The following is an 18,317-nucleotide window of genomic DNA, read 5'->3' as shown; positions in this document are numbered from 1 at the left end:
GCTAGCACCTCTTTCAAAGGATCTCTATCCTTTCATAATTCGCTTCGCTCGGCCAAATTCCTGTTCCAGCCAAAACTAAATTTGTTCGCGTACCCAGTTTTTCACGAAAGCGAGTGCGTCGGACAGCTGTTCTGGATTTTTACCGCCAGCCTGCGCCATATCCGGACGACCACCACCGCCTCCGCCGCAACGCGAAGCAGCTTCTTTAACAGCTTTCCCTGCATGTAGACCTCGCCCAACGAGATCAGCTGTTACACCGGCTACAAGGTTTACTTTATCCTCTTTCACAGATCCGAGCACAACAACAGCAGAGCCAAGTTTTTGTTTCAGATCATCTACCATGCTGCGCAAGTTATCCATATCTACACCATTTACTTTTGCAGCAAGGACGCTAACACCGTTGATGTCCTCTACTTGGTCAGTCAGGGATGCCGCTTCGAGATTGCTCAACTTCGCACGCAGCGATTCGTTTTCACGCTCCATGTCTTTCATCTCAACTTTGAGCGTTTCGATGCGCTGTGGAACATTTGGTACGGTTGTTTTCAGCTCATCAGCCACGAATTTAAGCGTTTGAAGCTGCTTGTTCAAATACTCATATGCCATGCGACCTGTTACAGCTTCGATACGTCTTGTACCAGCGCCAATTCCCACTTCGCTTACGATCTTGAACAGCCCGATCTCAGCTGTGTTATGAACGTGGCAGCCCCCGCACAACTCAAGGCTGTAGTCGCCTACCTGTACAACACGAACGGTGTCGCCGTATTTCTCGCCAAATAACGCCATTGCGCCCATAGCTTTTGCTTCTGTGAGCGATTTATTCATAATATCAACTTGAATATTATGCCAGATTTGCTCATTCACGTTTGCTTCAACTTGTTCGAGCTCTTCTGGTGTTACCGCACCAAAGTGAGAGAAGTCAAAACGCAGACGCTCTGGTGATACTAAGGAACCAGCCTGATTTACATGCGTGCCAAGCACGTCCTTAAGCGCCTGATGCAGTAGGTGAGTCGCGGTATGGTTTTTCACGATATCCGCACGAGATGCCCGATTGACATGCGCTGCAACTGTATCGCCAATTTTGAGCGTACCTGTCTCCACCAATACAGTATGCACGTTCTGACCATTCGGTCCCTTCTGTGTATCTTTTACTTGTGCCTTTGTATCACCTGCTGTCAGTGTACCTTTATCGGCTACCTGACCGCCGGACTCCGCATAGAATGGAGTGCGGTCCAGAATGATCTGGCATTCAGCCCCTGCACCTACCATATCAACCTGTTCATTCTCATGAATCAGCGCCACAATTTTCGCATCCGCTACAAGATTCGTGTATCCAACGAACTCACTAGCCACTTTAATGTCGCCAAGAACACCGCCCTGTACTTGCATGCTGTTCTCATCATGACGAGCTGCACGAGCGCGGGCACGCTGCTCTTCCATTGCCGCATCGAATCCTTCGCGGTCCACGGTCATGCCTTTTTCCATCGCGAAGTCTTCCGTGAGGTCGAATGGGAAGCCATACGTATCATACAGTTTGAACGCTTCTGGACCCGCAATTTGTGTCTGTCCTGCGGCTTTGGCTGTCTCTACCATTTGCTCTAGAATGTGCAGACCTTCATTCAGTGTCTCATGGAAACGCTCTTCTTCATTTTTAATGACACGCTCGATGAATTCACGCTTCTCAAGCACTTCCGGATAGTATGCCTTCATAATTTCCCCAACAACCGGCGTCAAGCTTGCAAGGAATGGTTTCTCGATGCCGAGCACTTTTCCGTAGCGAACCGCACGGCGAAGCAGGCGACGGATAACATAGCCGCGTCCTTCATTCGATGGCAGCGCACCGTCACCGATTGCGAATACAACTGTACGCGCATGGTCTGCGATTACTTTGAAGGCTACGTCGAATTCTTCAGACTCGCCGTATTTTTTGCCGGAAATGCTAGCTGTTGCTTCAATGATCGGGAACAGAAGATCCGTCTCGAAGTTATTGTCTACTTCTTGTAGTACAGACGCTAGGCGTTCAAGGCCGGCACCTGTATCAATGTTTTTCTTCGGCAGCGGCGTGTATGAGCCGTCTGGATTATGATTGTACTGGGAGAATACGAGATTCCAGATTTCAAGGTAGCGTTCATTCTCGCCGCCTGGATACAGTTCTGGATCACTCGGATCATTGCCGAATGCTTCACCACGATCAAAAAAGATCTCACTGTTCGGTCCGCATGGGCCTTCCCCGATATCCCAGAAGTTACCCTCCAAGCGCACAATACGCTCATCCGGTACTCCCATCTTCTTGCTCCAAATCTCATACGCCTCATCATCTTCCGGGTGAATCGTAACCGACAGTTTCTCAGGATCGAATGCAATCCACTCTGGACTTGTAAGGAATTCCCACGCCCATGTAATCGCTTCTTCCTTAAAATAATCACCGATTGAGAAGTTACCCAGCATCTCGAAGAATGTATGGTGGCGTGCTGTCTTTCCTACATTCTCAATATCATTCGTACGAATCGACTTTTGTGAATTCGTAATTCGTGGATTATCCGGAATCACGCGTCCGTCAAAATATTTTTTCAGCGTCGCCACGCCACTATTAATCCACAAAAGAGATGCATCATCAATTGGAATCAACGGCATGCTTGGCTCAATTTTATGCCCCTTACTTTGAAAGAAATCAAGAAACATCTGGCGAATCTCCGCCGAACTTAAACGTTTCATATGTAACCCCTCCATCTGTTATTTCAATATATAAAAAGCCCTCATCCCTCTATCAGGGACGAGAGCTATCTTCTCGCGGTACCACCCTGCTTACCGCATGCGCACATACGCAGGCGGTCGCCTTGTTGGAATAACGAATGCATAATGCATCCGGCGGAACTTCAATCGTTCCGCTCTCAGGAGCAGCTTTCAACGCCTCTTCTTTCGGATACTCTCTCAGCCATGGAGTTTCCTCTCTGGAGCAAGGGCTTGCGTCTACTTGTTCCCTCAACGATTTCTACCTTATTTAACTTTTCACACCAAAAACTATTATACAAATTCCTGTGATTCTCTGTCAATCTAGCTCTTCCGTCTTCTCCCGCCGCACCGTATGAATGACAACGTGCTCAATCACAACTTTCAGGCACGCAACGACCGGAACGGCAAAAATCAATCCAGCAAGACCGGCAATCTCTCCCCCAATCGTTACCGCAAAAATAATAAACAATGGATGCAAGTGCAAGGAACGCCCAACAATAAACGGTGAGACAATATTGCCCTCCAATATTTGAATAACCAAATTTACAATGACTGCGTACAATGCAACCTTCCATGAAATCGTCAGTGCGAACAAAATAGCTGGAACTGCCCCGAAAAATGGGCCGATATACGGAATAATATTTGTCACCGCGACAAGTAGCGCAAATACTCCTGCGTATGGCAGGCCAATCAGAAAATAACCTACATATGCTAGCACTCCAACCACCGTACATACAATAAGCTGACCGCGAACGTACTGACCAAGCGCATAATCAATATCATACAAAATACGCCGCGCCGTTGATCGATAGCGCGATGGCACAAGTAACAGCGTTCCTCGCTGCATCGTCTTCATATCCTTAAGCATATAAAACACAATGAACGGAATGAGCATCACCAGCAGAAGACGATCCAGCCAGTCATTCACTTCTGTAAACAATCCTGCTACATAGCTATTCACAGCAAGCTCCATCCGTTTGAGCCCACCTGTTAGTCCGCTATGCAGCGGAAATGGTAAATCTGCCTGCTGAATCTGCATCTGTCCGATCCATTCCCGGTATGTAAACACAAGTTCCGGCAGCTTCTCCGATAGCTCACGAGATTCCCGTACCAGCACCGGACCGCCGTTCATAATGGCGAATGCAACAAACAACAAGAACAACATATAAATCAAAAAAATGGCCAGTCCACGTGGAAAATGATGATCCGTTAAAAATACGACTACTGGATTCAATAAATAGGCAACAACTAGCCCCAGAAAAAACGGAGTTAATACCTTTTTCACAATCGTACATATCGCAAGAAAAAACGGGCTTACCTGCCCGGCTACATAAATGATTCCTAATATAAGCAGCGCCGCGACCGCTCCATACGCCCAGCGGCTTGTAAGCAACCGCCCCATCCTGTCTCCCCCATCCCTTTCTTGACATTCATTTTTTTAGTGTTTCCATCCTTTTGTTCCTTTATGTAGCAATATTAACTAAATCTTTATATTTGATTAACATCAGGACTAAATTCCTGCGCTATCATGAAACCAGACAATACATAAGCCTTAAAAAAAGGAGAGAGAACGAATGTTGGTAACGGATACCCGAGGCTTTCGAGTGCTGACCCTCCAGGGAGAGATTGATTACAGCCGCTCGCGAGCTGCCGCAAAAACATTATTTGCGGCCATTACAGCCGACCACACGCGCTACATCCTTGATACGACACAACTTACAAGTGTAGACAGCACAGGACTTGCCTTGCTATTTTCCTTTTGTAAAAAGTGCTACAGCCAGGGATTTGAAAGCCGGGTCGTAACCGGCCAGACTTCATGGTCTAGACTTCTTCACTTTTCGAAACTGGATCGGGTACTTCACCTGTACGACACACTAGATGCTGCGTTGGACGACGACGTCCCTGTTCTATCTCCTTCTCTGTCCATTCTGGATTACTAAAGGAGCAAGCTATGAAAAAAACGATGACGCTACAGACCCGTATCATGCTGATGCTGGCCTTAACCATTGCCGGTGCTTTTTTGACGCTATATTTCTTCATTGATCGAAGTTCTACGTCTTCCTTACGTACCGCTACTCTGCAGGGCATGGATCAGGCTGCACATGAAGCCGCTATTCTTATAGAAAAAGAAATCGATGCCAAACAAAACTCATTGTTCCAGCTCGCCCGGTTTGCGGTAATTCAGGCGGTTGATACCCGACCTGACCGCGCATTTGAAGCCGGGCGTTTTCTTACATCTTTACAGAAAAATCAACCAGAATACGAGTCAATCTACATTGCCTCCCCAACCGGTACTATTCTTGCCGGCTCAAGTGGTTATCTGATCGGCAAAACGTTCCCGGAACCATCTGTGCTCGAAGCGGTTGCCCAGACGAAAAAAAGCTTCGTCAGTCCACTTACCAAAACCGAAGATGGAACACCCGTACTCTATTTTGCCGAACCGATTAATGATGGACGAAGCATTCTCGCTGCGGCTGTTCGGCTCGATTCACTTGGGCACTATGTTAACGAGATCAAAATGGGGAAAACCGGCTATGCTTTTCTCGTTAATGAAAAAGGTCTTACACTCGCTCATCCGAATGCTAAAAATATCGCGACCCTTGATGTTTCCAAATATGATTTTGGGCGCACGATGCTCAAGCAACAAAATGGAACGTTAGAATATACATTTAACGGCATAGAAAAGCTCATGGCCTTCCATCCCGTCAAAGGAACCGGCTGGGTCGTTGCGATGGCAATGGAAAGTGCGGAGGCATATGCGCCGATTCATACGATGCGCCTCGTCATTCTCGGGGTCTCTCTTGTGTCGCTAATCGTTCTGCTCATCGTTCTCTCACTCCTCATGCGTCGGATGTTCGTACGTCCAATCGCCGAGATGGAAGCAAGTTTCCGCGTAGCCGCCGGGGGAGATCTTACGGTGCAAATTCCTGTGAAGCGACAGGATGAGATTGGGCATCTCGCAGACGGATTTAATCACATGACAGAGGATTTACGCTCTTTGATCCGGACGATGCAGCAATCATCCGAGAATGTATCATCCACATCGGAACAATTGGCAGCTGCCGCAGAAGAAACCGGCGCTACCACTGGACAGGTCGCTCAAACAGTCAATCAGATTGCTGCAAGTATCGAAGAGCAAACAGAAGCAATTATACATGTAAATCGCAATATGAATTTAACGCGGGAAAAAGTCGAACATACCACGCTCACAGCGGAAGAAGCGCTTACTGTAGCAGCTCAGACAACGCAAGCTGCCGTAGACGGCATGGGAGCGGTGAACGATGCGATCACTCACTTAGACGTCGTCTCCCAAACCGTTACATTCGCAACTGAGGCTATTCAAAAGTTAGGCAAACGCTCGGAAGAGATCGGAAACATTGTTGATGTCATTTCCCGAATCGCGGATCAGACCAATCTGCTTGCCTTAAACGCCGCCATCGAAGCTGCCCGCGCCGGACAGCAAGGAAAAGGATTCGCTGTTGTCGCAGACGAAGTGCGCAAACTAGCAGAGGAATCCGCAAAAGCATCACAGGAAATCATGCACTTGATCGAACACGTACAAAGCGAGACAGCCGTCACGGTTCGCTCAATGGAAATGAATGTCGAGCAGGTGAAACATCAAATTAATATGGTTCACCGAAGTGGAAGCGCACTAGATGACATTGTGAGCAAAACCGAGCAAACCAAAAAGGAAATGGAAAAAATTACACATATGCAACAGGAGTTGCATGAGCTGATCAACAATCTCCATACCCAGATTAGTGTCATTACGGATGTAAGCCAGGAGACATCAACCGGTCTTACGCAGATTGCAGTTGCCGCCGAACAGCAAAGCACTTCAGCCGAAGAAATGGCAGCAGCTATCGAGAATTTATCGCATCTTGCCACGGAGACACATGAAAAAGTGCTGCGGTTTACGGTATAACAAAAGAAGCTGTCCCATTCGCCATGCTTTGGCTTTTAGGACAGCTTCTTCTTGTGTTCTACCGTTCTACCGTGCCATCGCACGAATCGCACGACGACCCGCTCGCTTCAAATAACGCGACGACATTCTCGTTATACCAGATACATCCATACCGCGCATGAGACGTCGGCCATAGCCAAGCATCTGCCATGCCCGACTGCGCCGCTTCCGGCGCATTATACCTATTGCTACAGCAAGTAGCGCAACTCCGATCCATAAAGAACGACCCACGGCACTCACTCCTTACAGGTTCGTTTCAAATGGCGGCGGGCAATCATCACAAAACAGATCATTCAGCGAATGCAGGCTTCCATCTTCTTCCACTTGGAATACCGACGATACCTTGCTGCCTGCTAGCGTGAACTCAATACAGCAGTTCCAGCAGTAATACTGATTCGTCCCGATCTTACCGATGTCTTTCGATTGGCAGTTGATGCACGTCATCATACTTGAATCCTCCCAAATGTAAGGGAACACTGTCTGTTATATCCTCTACAACAACAGCGTTTTTCCCTAGCGTGATACGCTGTGTGTCCCGAATCACCCTGCGGCCATCCAGCATATCGGACAAAATACCGTCCGAAAGCTCGTACCCTACTATTTTGCCCGCATGCGGCTCAAGATAAACGTCCGCCACAAATCCAAGATGACGTCCATGCACGGTCACAACCGACTTGCCTTTCAGCGGTGCCCGTCCCGTGCGAAGCGTCTGCCACATGGAGGAAGAATCAAATGATGTGATCGCATCTGCGCGAATCATGATGCAATCAGGGCCAAACGAAAGAACAGCGGAAGCCGGAACATAGCTTCCCTTATGAAAAAAATTTTTTTCTTCCAGTAAAAGCCCCTTATACTGCCACTGTTTATTAAACAGAAGATCCTGAACAGAGCCCGCCTCTTTGCCCGTCTCCCATTCAATAACAGGAAGTCCAATGATGTCGCGTGCACGCTGCATGACGATCATCTCCTTCCGTACTTGTAGTATGGAGCAACATGGGCAGGCTATGCCCGGACACATCTTCCAATGCTACTGCTTATTTAATTCATCAAGCGCATTCTGGGCCAAAATATGATTCGGATTAACCGCAAGCGCCTTCTCAAACTGCAGCTTCGACTCCTCTGCGTTGTCAAGAAATGCATACGCTACCCCAAGATTGTACAGTGCATCGTCATGTTCCGGTGCCAGCTCAATTGTCTTAAGGAAATCCTGCTTCGCCTCCTCAATGCGACCAAGACGGGCATACGACATCCCTTTATTGAAGTATGCCTCCGCATCGTCTGGCTGTACAGCAAGGCATGCTTCAAATGACACAATTGCTTTTTCCAGTTGTTCGCCCTGCATGTATGACATCGCAATCATAAAGTCAAGGTCATGATGAGCCATGCCTTTTTCTTTTGCCTTCTCAAACGATACGCGTGCCGATTCATAATTGCCGATATTAAAATACGAATTACCCAGACCATAATAAGCCAACTCCAGCTGCGGGTTTAGTTCAATGGCACGGGTAAACCAGCGCACCGCATCATCTTCATGCCCGGTCGCCGCAAGAATGTTGCCAATGTTGCAGTATGGATGCGCATAGCTTCCGTCTGTCTGAATCGCTTTCTCGAACAGCGAGAGCGCTTCTTCAAAGTGTCCTTGTGTCAGCTCCTGCAATCCAAGATCATTGTAGTCTTCTGCCGTTTTATTCACGTTTGCTGCCTCCTTTTTATCCTCTTGCCTGTATGTCTAAATCATAGCAGAAAACGCCGCTTCATGAGTGAATGCGGCGTGAATTTACATGCTTTATTTTTGTATAATACGTACGATGCGGCGGGCCGCTTCTTCTACTTGCTCCACCGTATTGCCATAGCCAAAACTAAAGCGAATCGCTGATGTCAGGCGCTCTTCTGGCAAGTTCATCGCACGCAGCACATGAGAAATTTCCAGCGAACCGGATGTGCAGGCCGAACCACTGGCCGCTGCAATCCCCATAAGATCAAGATTCATGAGCATTGTTTCCGTGTTCATCCCGAGAAAGCTTACATTCAAAATATGCGGCATGTATGCTTCTGCATGTCCGTTCACCACGTACGTAATACCAGCCCCGTCCCAGATCGCAAGCATTGCGCGACGGTACGCTTCATATTCAGCACGACGCTTATCCCGCATCTCCATTGCCAATTGAGTTGCACGAGCAAACCCAGCAATGCCTGGCACATTCTCCGTTCCAGCGCGGCGCTTCTTCTCCTGATTTCCTCCGTATAGATGAGGCTCAATCTTTACATTCCGGTTCACGTAAAGCATGCCGATGCCTTTCGGTCCGTTAATTTTATGTGCCGCTACCGAAAGCAGATCAATCGGCAGGGCACGTACATCGATGGCTTCAATACCAAAAGCCTGCACGGCATCCGTATGAAAATATACCCCATGCTCCCGTGCCAGCTGTCCAATCTCCTCAATCGGCTGAAGCGTGCCCACTTCATTGTTCCCATACATGATCGTAATCAGAATCGTATCCGGACGAATAGCCGCGGCTACATCCGCGACTGCAACCCGACCATATGAGTCCACTGGCACATATGTAATCTCATACCCAAGCTGGGCAAGCCGCTCACATGCATGCAGCACCGCGTGATGCTCAATCGCACTTGTAATAATATGCTTCCCTTTTTCTGCCTGTGCTGCAGCTACACCAAAAATCGCCGTATTGTCTGCTTCCGTGCCACCTGCTGTGAAAATAATTTCAGCTGGCGCAGCATTCAAACTGCGCGCTATCGCCATGCGCGACTCATCCAGCACGAAGCGTGCCTGTTGGCCAAACCGATGCATACTTGATGGATTGCCGTACAACTCCTGATAGTGTGGCAGCATCGCTTCGATAACGTCTGGATGTAGCGGAGTCGTAGCCGCATGGTCGAGATAGATCATGTCCATACATCCTGCTCCTTTTAAATATAAAACATGTACGAATCGAGATTGTCGTCCCCTTTGAACGAAATCAAATCTTGCAGTGTAGTCGTATCCAGCACTTCGCTGATGCTATCCCGGATACGCATCCATAAATCACGCTTTGCTGGATCTTCCTCTTCCTCAAATTCAACCGGACTAATCGGACCTTCAAGCACCCGAATCACATCTCCAGCCGTAATCTCCTCTGGAACACGCGCCAAAATATATCCACCATACGCACCACGAATGCTTTTCACAAGCCCGGCATTGCGCAGCGGTGCAACAAGTTGCTCAAGATAATGCTCAGATAAATCATGCTTCTGGGCGATTGATTTAAGCGACATCTGACCCTCCCCATAACGGCGGGCTAGTTCCATCATAATCGTCAGACCGTAGCGGCCTTTAGTTGAAATCTTCAAGTACATCCCCTCTTCTATGGTTTTTTCGTATTCGAACGAATCGTCTGTAAGTACTGTTTCATATGCCGTTCGTACCCAATTTCTTTCGGTTTATAAAAGTCTGCCCGTACTCCATCCGGCAAATACTGCTGCGGTACATATGCGTTCGGATAATCATGTGGATATACGTACTCTTTTCCGTGCCCCAGTTTCTCGGCTCCCTTATAATGCGAATCACGCAAGTGCAGTGGAACCGAGCCATGTCCACTCTGCCGTACGGTGTGTAATGCATCATTGATTGCCATATACGACGCATTGCTTTTCGGTGCGGACGCCAGATATGTCGTCGCCTGCGCGAGCGGAATACGTCCTTCCGGCATTCCAACCAGCTCAACCGCCTGAAAGGCAGCAATGGCCACCTGCAACGCCCGCGGATCTCCATTGCCAACATCTTCGGACGCCGCAATCACCAGACGACGAGCGATAAAACGCGGATCTTCCCCAGCATCAATCATACGAGCCAGCCAGTATACTGCGCCGTCCGGGTCTGAGCCCCGAATCGACTTAATATACGCTGAAATCGTATCGTAATGGTTATCTCCCGTTTTATCATACCGGACCGCACGACGCTGAATGGAATCGACCGCCACATCCAGGGTAATCCGAATGCCACCATTTTTATCGCGCGGTGTCGTTGCCACGGCAAGCTCCAACGCATTAAGCAGGCGGCGACTGTCGCCTTCCGCATAATGAATCAAGTGGTTACGCGCATCCGCATCAAGCTGTACCGACAATTCTCCATAGCCGCGCTCTTGATCAGCCAGTACCCGGTCAATAACCCCGCTTAAGTCTTCCTCCGTTAGCGCCTGTAAACTAAACAACTGCGAACGCGACAGAAGCGCTGCATTCACTTCAAAAAACGGATTTTCCGTTGTCGCTCCGATCAACCGAATTGTACCATCTTCCACATACGGAAGCAGCGCATCCTGCTGCCCCTTATTAAAGCGATGAATCTCATCCACAAACAACGTCGTGCCCTGCTCATACATATCACGCCGCTGCTTCGCTTCCTCAACAACACGACGAATGTCCGCAACCCCAGCAGTCACCGCATTCAGGTCGGTAAAATAGGTTTTTGTCGTGCGTGCAATGATTCGAGCTAATGTCGTCTTGCCCGTACCAGGTGGCCCGTAAAAAATAAGCGATGACACCTGATCGGCTTCAATCGCCCGGCGCAGGAGTTTTCCTTCTCCCAGGATATGTGCTTGTCCAGCAAACTCATCAAGTGTACGCGGTCGCATCCGGTCTGCTAGTGGTTGATGCCGACTGTTTCCGTGTTCCTTTTCTTCTTCATGGGCATATGAGAACAAGTCCACAGTTCCTTCACTCCTTACCCTGTCACGTTCTAATCGGCGCGATGCACTTCAATTCCTGCTTTATCCATCATATCGCGGATAATCACGCTTGTCATGATCAATCCCGCAACAGACGGTACAAATGCTACGCTTGCCGGTGGACGAGTTGCTTTACGAATCGGGGAATCTGGATTTTGTACAACCTGCTCCAGTACATCTTCTCGTTGCAAAATCGGTGCTTCGGTTGAATACACCACTTTAACACCTTTCTTAATACCCTTCTTCCGCAGCTCACGGCGCAGTACCTTGGCAATTGGGTCATAGGATGTATCAAATAGATCCGCTACCTGAAACTTGGTTGGATCAAGCTTATTCGCCGCTCCCATGCTGCTAATAAGCGGAATGTTACGCTCACGGCACTGCAAGATCAAATGCAGCTTAGCCGATACCGTATCGATTGCATCTGCCACATAGTCAATCTTATGTGCAAACAGCTGTTCATACGTCTCTTCATTATAAAACATTTTAAGCGTCACAACTTCGCATTCCGGATTAATCGCTGCAATACGCTGCTTCATAACCTCAACCTTTTCCTGGCCGACGGTTTCTAACGTAGCCGGAAGCTGGCGGTTACAGTTCGTAATATCTACGTCGTCTTTATCAACTAAAATCAGTTTGCCAATTCCTGTGCGAGCGAGTGACTCCATCGTAAACGAGCCGACTCCACCTGCTCCCAGCACAGCAACTGTGCTGTTCTTAAACATCTCAAGTCCCTCACGTCCGACGACAAGTTCTGTTCGTGAAAATTGATGCAGCATGTCATTCTCCTTATAATCAAGTATTTACATAAAAAAGCCCGCATGACAAAGATTGTCTGCGGGCCTAACGTTCAATTGCTACGCAAGCAAAGAACCCCAAAATGCCGTGCGCCGGTGTTTTGAACCTGCTTGCGCAGGTGGGCAATCTACTCGATAGCTTGCAGGTCCGCTACGTGGTGGCGGCATCTGTTCCTTATCAAGATTCCGATCTCCCGTAAAAAATCTGTTGGTACAAAACAATCGGGTATTCACGTACATTGTAGGGCTCTATGCTGTTTGTGTTTCTATCTTACACAAAAAAGAAAGCGATTTCAAGCGGTAGCTTTGACCCAATTTTTATTTTGTTTCTTTTTTCGGCATTGATACACGAATCGAAAGTTCTTCGAGCTGCTTCACATCAACTGTTGCCGGTGCATCCGTCATCACATCGCGTGCGCTTGCTGTTTTCGGGAAGGCAATGGTGTCACGCAGGCTTGTGCGGTTAGCAAGAATCATTACAATGCGGTCGAGACCGAATGCCATTCCACCGTGTGGCGGTGTACCGTATTCGAATGCGTCGAGCAAGAAGCCAAACTGCTCTTGTGCTTCTTCTTGACTGAAGCCAAGTGCTTTGAACATTTTTTCCTGTACATCACGTTTGTAAATCCGCATGCTTCCGCCGCCGATTTCATAGCCGTTGAGTACCATGTCGTACGCTTGTGCACGAATTTGACCTGGCTCGCTGTCGAACAGCTCCACATCTTCTGGACGCGGACGTGTGAATGGGTGGTGCAGGGCAACGTAGCGTTTCGCATCTTCATCCCATTCAAGCAGCGGGAAGTCCACAACCCATGCGAAGGCAAATTTGCTCTCATCAATCAGACCGAGCTCTTTACCAAACTTCAGACGAAGCGCACCAAGAGAGTCTGCGACAACCTTCGCTTTGTCGGCAACAAACAGAATCAGATCGTTATCTTCTACTTGCATACGTTCTTTGATTTGGCTGATTTCTTCTTCCGAGAAGAATTTTGCGATTGGTCCTTTAATTTCATCGTCTTTAAACGCCATCCATGCAAGACCTTTCGCACCATAACGAGCCGCAAATTTCATCAGCTCATCTACGTCTTTACGTGAGTAATGAGCGCAGCCTTTCACGTTAATACCTTTTACTTGATTGCCTTTTTTGATTACGCTGCTGAATACTTGGAAGCCGCAGTCTTCTGCGATATCGCCAATGTCAACAAGCTCCATGCCAAAGCGCAGGTCCGGTTTGTCTGAACCATAACGATTCATCGCATCCGCGTAAGTCAAACGTTGGAATGGTGTTTCCACTTCAACACCAAGCACTTCCTTGCAAACCATCTTCATCATGCCTTCCATCATGGACAGAAGCTCTTCCATGTTAAGGAATGATGTTTCAATATCGACCTGTGTAAATTCTGGCTGACGGTCAGCACGCAAGTCTTCATCACGGAAGCAACGCGCAATTTGGAAATAACGCTCATAGCCAGCTACCATAAGAAGCTGCTTGAAAAGCTGTGGTGACTGTGGCAGGGCGAAGAATTCGCCTGGGCTTACACGGCTCGGTACGAGATAATCACGCGCACCTTCTGGTGTACTCTTCGTCAGGATCGGTGTTTCCACTTCAAGGAATTCACGGCTGTCGAGGTAGTCGCGGATAATCTTCGTTACTTTATGACGCATTTGCAGCGTTTTGTACATCTCTGGACGACGCAGGTCAAGATAACGGTATTTCAGACGTACTTGCTCGTCTACTTCAACACCATCTTCAATAAAGAACGGTGGTGTTTTCGCAGCGTTGATGATTTCGATCTCATCAACCTGTACTTCAATTTCCCCTGTCAGCATGTTCGGGTTCACAGTCTCAGCATCACGCTCAACTACTTTCCCTTTCACACTGATCACATATTCAGTACGTACTTTGTCGCCGATTTCGTGTGCGGATGCATTAAATTCCGGGTTTAATACAACTTGTACAAGACCTGTACGATCGCGCAGATCGATGAAAATAACACCGCCTAAGTCGCGGCGCTTCTGTACCCAGCCGTTCAGTGTAACTTCTGTGCCTACATCAGATTTGCGGAGCGTGCCGCAAAATACAGTTCGTTGGTTGAATTCCATCTCAATAACTCCCACTTTCTTTTTTTACTTGCTGCAGATTTCCTGTACATGCGCTACAAGCTTATCAAATGGTACTTCCTGCTGCTCACCGCTGGCCATGTTTTTCACCATGGCTGCCTCGCGTGCCAGTTCATCTTCCCCAATAATAACAACGGCCTTTGCTTGCAGACGATCTGCCGCTTTTAGCTGTGCCTTCATCTTCCGGCCCATAAAATCTTTGTCCGCCGACACACCGCCAGCGCGAAGCAAATCGAGCAATTGGAATGCCTTGCTTTCTGCTTCATCACCCATACCAATCACAAAGCAGTCTACGCCTTGTTGAATTGGAAGCTCAATGCCCTGCGTTTTAAGAGCGAGCAGCACACGCTCAATGCTCATCGCAAAGCCAATACCCGGCATATCGTTGCCGCCGACTTGCTCGACGAGTCCGTTGTAGCGACCACCGCCGCAAATCGTACTCACCGCACCAATGCCACGCTCCATAATTTCAAACGCAGTATGTGTATAGTAGTCCAGGCCGCGCACGAGATTCGGATTCACATTATATGCGATGCCGAGATGATCAAGATGCTGTTTCACCTTTTCAAAGTATGTGCGTGATTCCTCATTTAAGTAATCAAGGATAACAGGTGCTGTTTTCATCAGCTCTTTATCCGCATCCTTCTTGCAATCCAGAATACGCAGCGGGTTGCGTGCAAGGCGCGACTGACAATCTGCGCAAAACTCTTCAATGTGCGGCTCAAAGTGCTTCACGAGCGCATCACGATGTGCCTGACGACTTTCTGCATCACCCAGGCTATTCAGCTCGACATGCAGGTTCTTCAAACCCAGCTCTTCATATAGACGCATTGCAAGCGCAATCGTCTCGGCATCAATAGCCGGATCATGACTGCCAATCGCTTCTACCCCAAACTGGGTAAACTGGCGCATCCGACCCGCCTGTGGCCGCTCATAGCGGAACATTTGGCCGATGTAGTACAGCTTCACCGGCTGATTCGGGAGGCCAAACATTTTGTTCTCCACATAAGAACGAACCGTTGACGCTGTTCCTTCCGGGCGCAGCGTCAGACTCCGGCCACCCCGGTCCGTGAACGTATACATTTCTTTCTCGACGATGTCTGTTGTTTCCCCGACACCGCGCTGGAACAGTTCCGTATGTTCAAACACAGGCGTACGAATTTCCGCATAATTATAACGGCGGCAAATATCCCGCGCCGCATTCTCGATATACTGCCACAGCTCAATCTCGCCCGGCAATACATCCGCTGTTCCTCTTGGGACCTGGATCATATTTTTCCCACCTTACTGTTTTAGAAATTAAAAAATCTCCCGCCACTGACAAAATTGTCAGGGACGAGAGATTGGTTACAATTCCCGTGGTGCCACCCTACTTGGATTCAAAAATCCCACTCGAAACTCCCATAACGCAGGAGAGGCGCCGTATGTTGCCATCGGTCTTCCAGGTTGTCTTTCATCTGAACTGCGCAGAATGCTTCCAGCCCTAGGCATTCCTCTCTGTATCGCAGGGCTTTCAGATTACTTTATGCCCTTCATTAGATCACTATCCATTTTTTATAATCGTCCTTAGGTTACCTGTTTCGACACCATTTGTCAAGAAAACAGGTCATTCAACGCCTCAATTTTTGCTTGTGTATAATGCTCATATGAATCATTATACGCTTTCGGTTCTTTCGGATTAGCAAACCGACTAATAACACCGGTTTTTGGATGCACCCATTTACTCGCTGCCCCACAGCCAAGTCCGATAATCGACTGTACTTCTTCCATGATCATGATGTTATAGATACTCTCCTGACCGGGGATCGCATAGCCGACGTTTTCAAGGTTGCCGAGGATATTCTTCTGGCGATACAAGTAATACGGTACATATCCATGCGACTGCGTCCATTGCTCGGCCCGCTGCATCATCTCATTGATTTCTTCGCGGCCCGCAACCCGGTACTTCTCCTTATTACGTGTCATCTCACTTGCGCGTTTAAATGACAACGTATGGACCGTTACCGATTCCGGCATCAATTTCGCCGTCTCATTCAGTGTATATTCGAATTCTGGTACACCTTCACCGGGCAGACCGATAATAAGATCCATATTGATGTTATTCATGCCTGCCTCACGCGCCAGCTTGAACTTCTCAATCGTCTCTTCGACAGTATGATGACGACCAATTGCCTTAAGTGTTTCCTCGATATATGACTGCGGATTGATGCTAATCCGGTCGATCTTCCATTTGTTCAGTACAGCGAGCTTCTCCGGCGTAATGGTATCTGGTCGACCGGCTTCGACTGTAATTTCGCGTACGTGATCCATATGAGGAAACGACTGATACATCTCTTCATACAGCATATCCATTTCTTCAGCGGTAATACTCGTTGGCGTTCCGCCGCCAAAATAAATCGTCGTAATGCGTATATCCCGCTCTTTTAGCCAGCGTCCAATCTCGCGCATTTCATGATGCAGTCCCCCAAGAAACGAATCAACGGAGCCTTGTCGACCGTTAATCGCATATGCCGGAAATGTACAATATGCGCATTTGGTTGGACAGAACGGGATTCCAATGTAGATGCTAACTTCCCTTTGCAAATCATACAAATCCGGTACCATCGCCCGCTGGCGGTCGACAATCTGCTGCATCAGCTTGATTTTCGCATCGTGAATGAGATAGTTCTCACGCAGCTGCTGATGAGCCTGCTCCATTGGAATGCCATCGCGCACGCTCGCATGTAAAAGCTTGGTTGGACGGATACCGGTAAGGATGCCCCACGGCTGCTCCATCCCTGTATACTCTTGCAGAACATGAAGAAGCGAATGGCTGATAACTTGTCGTACCTGCCTCCGATGCTCCTTGCTACCGATCTCAACTGTCACCACACGACTGTAACAATTTTCATATGTAGAATACTCCCCTGCTACTTCAAGAACAGCGCGAGATACGATCTCCCCCTGCTGTTCGTTTACCTCAATCGCAATCGTTATATGAGCAGGTGTTTCTTCTGTAAACACGACATGCACATCTTCAAAAAATAAATGGATAATATGGTCAAGGGATCGGTGAAAAACCTCATCAACCCCGGCTACTCGGATAATCATACGGCACTCCTTTGTTTTTCATTTGTTCGATGTGCCCCACTGTACACAAATGCAGCCCGCACCTTATCTAGATGAGCGCACTCATCTCATCCCATTCACTATACCAAACGAAGCGATGTTTTTCTATTTCGTCAAAAATAAAGCCTTCAAATTTCGCATCTATCCGACTGAGGAACATAATTCATCGGGACGTGATTCGTTTCACGAGCCCGATTTTTCTTTTTCTGCGTATTTCTTTTCGCATTTATCTTACTTATCGTTTATAATACAAGTAACACAGTAGGATAAATAAGAATTAAAATTAAGGAGTCGTGTTCCATGGAAAAGCTTTTGTTTCTTTCTAAATTCATCCGTTCTCCTCGTACGATTGGCAGCATTGCACCAAGTTCCCGATTCCTCGCCCGTGCTATGACGCAGCCGGTACAATGGGAAACAGCACATAGCATCGCAGAGCTTGGAGCCGGAACCGGTGTATTCACTCGCTATATCGCTCGCCTGAAAAGATCAGAATGTCAGGCACTTATTTTTGAACAGGACAGTACGATGCGCAACTCTCTTGAAACCGACTATCCGGAGATGCATCACTATCCGAATGCACGTACGATGAGCCATGCGATGCGTCTTCATGGAATTAACGGCTTCGACTACATTCTATCCGGGCTTCCGTTCATGAATTTTCCACAGGAGCTGCGCGATGAACTGATGGACGAAGTAGAGCGTTCGCTTGCACCAGGTGGAACGTTTATCGCGTTCCAGTATTCGTTACAGATGAAAAAGCAGCTAGCACAGCGCTTTGACGATATACGCATTACATTTGTACCACTCAATATCTTTCCTGCTTTTGTGTATGTATGCAGAAAAACAAGATAAAGGTGAGCTACAGATTTTAAT

16 protein-coding genes and 1 other RNA gene are annotated in these 18,317 nt (G+C 48.0%); 3 read left to right on the top strand and 14 right to left on the bottom strand.

The window, feature by feature from the left end; translation table 11 throughout:
* Positions 1-75 precede the first annotated feature (75 nt).
* Positions 76-2,712 (bottom strand): alanine--tRNA ligase, encoded by a 2,637-nt coding sequence (gene alaS, locus PO771_RS04230; RefSeq protein ID WP_272562037.1) that lies wholly within the window; start codon positions 2,710-2,712, stop codon positions 76-78.
* 334 nt (positions 2,713-3,046) lie between these two features.
* A complete protein-coding gene (locus PO771_RS04225) occupies positions 3,047-4,132 on the bottom strand; it encodes an AI-2E family transporter (RefSeq protein WP_272562036.1) in 1,086 nt (361 codons plus the stop codon).
* Positions 4,133-4,304: 172 nt separating this feature from the next.
* Between PO771_RS04225 and PO771_RS04220 the strand changes: the two genes are divergently transcribed.
* The gene (locus PO771_RS04220; RefSeq protein WP_272562035.1) at positions 4,305-4,670 is read left to right on the top strand and encodes an STAS domain-containing protein; all 366 of its coding nucleotides are present in this window, start codon (positions 4,305-4,307) and stop codon (positions 4,668-4,670) included.
* An 11-nt stretch (positions 4,671-4,681) separates the two neighbouring features.
* Positions 4,682-6,655, top strand: coding sequence for a methyl-accepting chemotaxis protein (locus PO771_RS04215; protein ID WP_272562034.1), 1,974 nt, complete (start codon positions 4,682-4,684; stop codon positions 6,653-6,655).
* Positions 6,656-6,721: 66 nt separating this feature from the next.
* On the opposite strand, the gene PO771_RS04210 is transcribed toward PO771_RS04215, so the two are convergent.
* From PO771_RS04210 to PO771_RS04155, 12 genes are all read right to left on the bottom strand, one after another.
* The gene (locus PO771_RS04210) at positions 6,722-6,925 is read right to left on the bottom strand and encodes a hypothetical protein (protein ID WP_272562033.1); all 204 of its coding nucleotides are present in this window, start codon (positions 6,923-6,925) and stop codon (positions 6,722-6,724) included.
* 12 nt (positions 6,926-6,937) lie between these two features.
* Positions 6,938-7,141, bottom strand: coding sequence for a hypothetical protein (locus PO771_RS04205; RefSeq protein ID WP_272562032.1), 204 nt, complete (start codon positions 7,139-7,141; stop codon positions 6,938-6,940).
* Complete coding sequence (locus PO771_RS04200; RefSeq protein WP_272562031.1) at positions 7,101-7,649, bottom strand: PRC-barrel domain-containing protein; 549 nt, start codon at positions 7,647-7,649, stop codon at positions 7,101-7,103. Before PO771_RS04200 ends, PO771_RS04205 begins: the two co-directional genes overlap by 41 nt.
* Positions 7,650-7,721: 72 nt before the next feature.
* The gene (locus PO771_RS04195; protein ID WP_272562030.1) at positions 7,722-8,387 is read right to left on the bottom strand and encodes a tetratricopeptide repeat protein; all 666 of its coding nucleotides are present in this window, start codon (positions 8,385-8,387) and stop codon (positions 7,722-7,724) included.
* Between the two features lie 93 nt (positions 8,388-8,480).
* A complete protein-coding gene (locus PO771_RS04190) occupies positions 8,481-9,611 on the bottom strand; it encodes a cysteine desulfurase family protein (RefSeq protein ID WP_272562029.1) in 1,131 nt (376 codons plus the stop codon).
* 14 nt (positions 9,612-9,625) lie between these two features.
* Positions 9,626-10,045: a cysteine metabolism transcriptional regulator CymR gene (cymR, locus tag PO771_RS04185; protein ID WP_272562028.1), complete on the bottom strand. Its 420-nt coding sequence runs from the start codon at positions 10,043-10,045 to the stop codon at positions 9,626-9,628.
* 14 nt (positions 10,046-10,059) lie between these two features.
* Positions 10,060-11,400: an AAA family ATPase gene (locus PO771_RS04180; protein WP_272562027.1), complete on the bottom strand. Its 1,341-nt coding sequence runs from the start codon at positions 11,398-11,400 to the stop codon at positions 10,060-10,062.
* A gap of 29 nt (positions 11,401-11,429) precedes the next feature.
* Entirely contained in the window at positions 11,430-12,197 is a 768-nt protein-coding gene (locus PO771_RS04175) for a tRNA threonylcarbamoyladenosine dehydratase (protein ID WP_272562026.1), read from the bottom strand.
* Positions 12,198-12,286: 89 nt separating this feature from the next.
* A non-coding RNA gene (gene ssrS, locus PO771_RS04170) (6S RNA) lies at positions 12,287-12,466 on the bottom strand.
* Between the two features lie 67 nt (positions 12,467-12,533).
* Positions 12,534-14,318: an aspartate--tRNA ligase gene (gene aspS / locus PO771_RS04165; RefSeq protein ID WP_272562025.1), complete on the bottom strand. Its 1,785-nt coding sequence runs from the start codon at positions 14,316-14,318 to the stop codon at positions 12,534-12,536.
* A 24-nt stretch (positions 14,319-14,342) separates the two neighbouring features.
* On the bottom strand, positions 14,343-15,608 hold the full coding sequence (hisS, locus tag PO771_RS04160; RefSeq protein ID WP_272562024.1) for a histidine--tRNA ligase: 1,266 nt from the start codon (positions 15,606-15,608) through the stop codon (positions 14,343-14,345).
* A gap of 321 nt (positions 15,609-15,929) precedes the next feature.
* Positions 15,930-17,426: a coproporphyrinogen III oxidase gene (locus tag PO771_RS04155; RefSeq protein ID WP_272562023.1), complete on the bottom strand. Its 1,497-nt coding sequence runs from the start codon at positions 17,424-17,426 to the stop codon at positions 15,930-15,932.
* Between the two features lie 318 nt (positions 17,427-17,744).
* Between PO771_RS04155 and PO771_RS04150 the strand changes: the two genes are divergently transcribed.
* Positions 17,745-18,296: a class I SAM-dependent methyltransferase gene (locus PO771_RS04150; protein ID WP_272562022.1), complete on the top strand. Its 552-nt coding sequence runs from the start codon at positions 17,745-17,747 to the stop codon at positions 18,294-18,296.
* Positions 18,297-18,317: the final 21 nt, after the last annotated feature.

This window comes from Aneurinibacillus uraniidurans (genome assembly GCF_028471905.1).
Taxonomy (GTDB): Bacteria; Bacillota; Bacilli; order Aneurinibacillales; family Aneurinibacillaceae; genus Aneurinibacillus; species Aneurinibacillus uraniidurans.
The sequence above is the reverse complement of the archived record's forward strand: the minus strand, read 5'-3'. Positions and strand labels throughout refer to the sequence as shown.

Excerpts from the sequence above, each read along its gene's own strand:
- alaS (WP_272562037.1), bottom strand. The coding sequence starts at position 2,712 with ATGAAACGTTTAAGTTCGGCGGAGATTCGCCAGATGTTTCTTGATTTC.
- PO771_RS04225 (WP_272562036.1), bottom strand. The coding sequence starts at position 4,132 with ATGGGGCGGTTGCTTACAAGCCGCTGGGCGTATGGAGCGGTCGCGGCG.
- PO771_RS04220 (WP_272562035.1), top strand. The coding sequence starts at position 4,305 with ATGTTGGTAACGGATACCCGAGGCTTTCGAGTGCTGACCCTCCAGGGA.
- PO771_RS04215 (WP_272562034.1), top strand. The coding sequence starts at position 4,682 with ATGAAAAAAACGATGACGCTACAGACCCGTATCATGCTGATGCTGGCC.
- PO771_RS04205 (WP_272562032.1), bottom strand. The coding sequence starts at position 7,141 with ATGATGACGTGCATCAACTGCCAATCGAAAGACATCGGTAAGATCGGG.
- PO771_RS04200 (WP_272562031.1), bottom strand. The coding sequence starts at position 7,649 with ATGCAGCGTGCACGCGACATCATTGGACTTCCTGTTATTGAATGGGAG.
- PO771_RS04190 (WP_272562029.1), bottom strand. The coding sequence starts at position 9,611 with ATGGACATGATCTATCTCGACCATGCGGCTACGACTCCGCTACATCCA.
- PO771_RS04175 (WP_272562026.1), bottom strand. The coding sequence starts at position 12,197 with ATGCTGCATCAATTTTCACGAACAGAACTTGTCGTCGGACGTGAGGGA.
- aspS (WP_272562025.1), bottom strand. The coding sequence starts at position 14,318 with ATGGAATTCAACCAACGAACTGTATTTTGCGGCACGCTCCGCAAATCT.
- hisS (WP_272562024.1), bottom strand. The coding sequence starts at position 15,608 with ATGATCCAGGTCCCAAGAGGAACAGCGGATGTATTGCCGGGCGAGATT.
- PO771_RS04155 (WP_272562023.1), bottom strand. The coding sequence starts at position 17,426 with ATGATTATCCGAGTAGCCGGGGTTGATGAGGTTTTTCACCGATCCCTT.
- PO771_RS04150 (WP_272562022.1), top strand. The coding sequence starts at position 17,745 with ATGGAAAAGCTTTTGTTTCTTTCTAAATTCATCCGTTCTCCTCGTACG.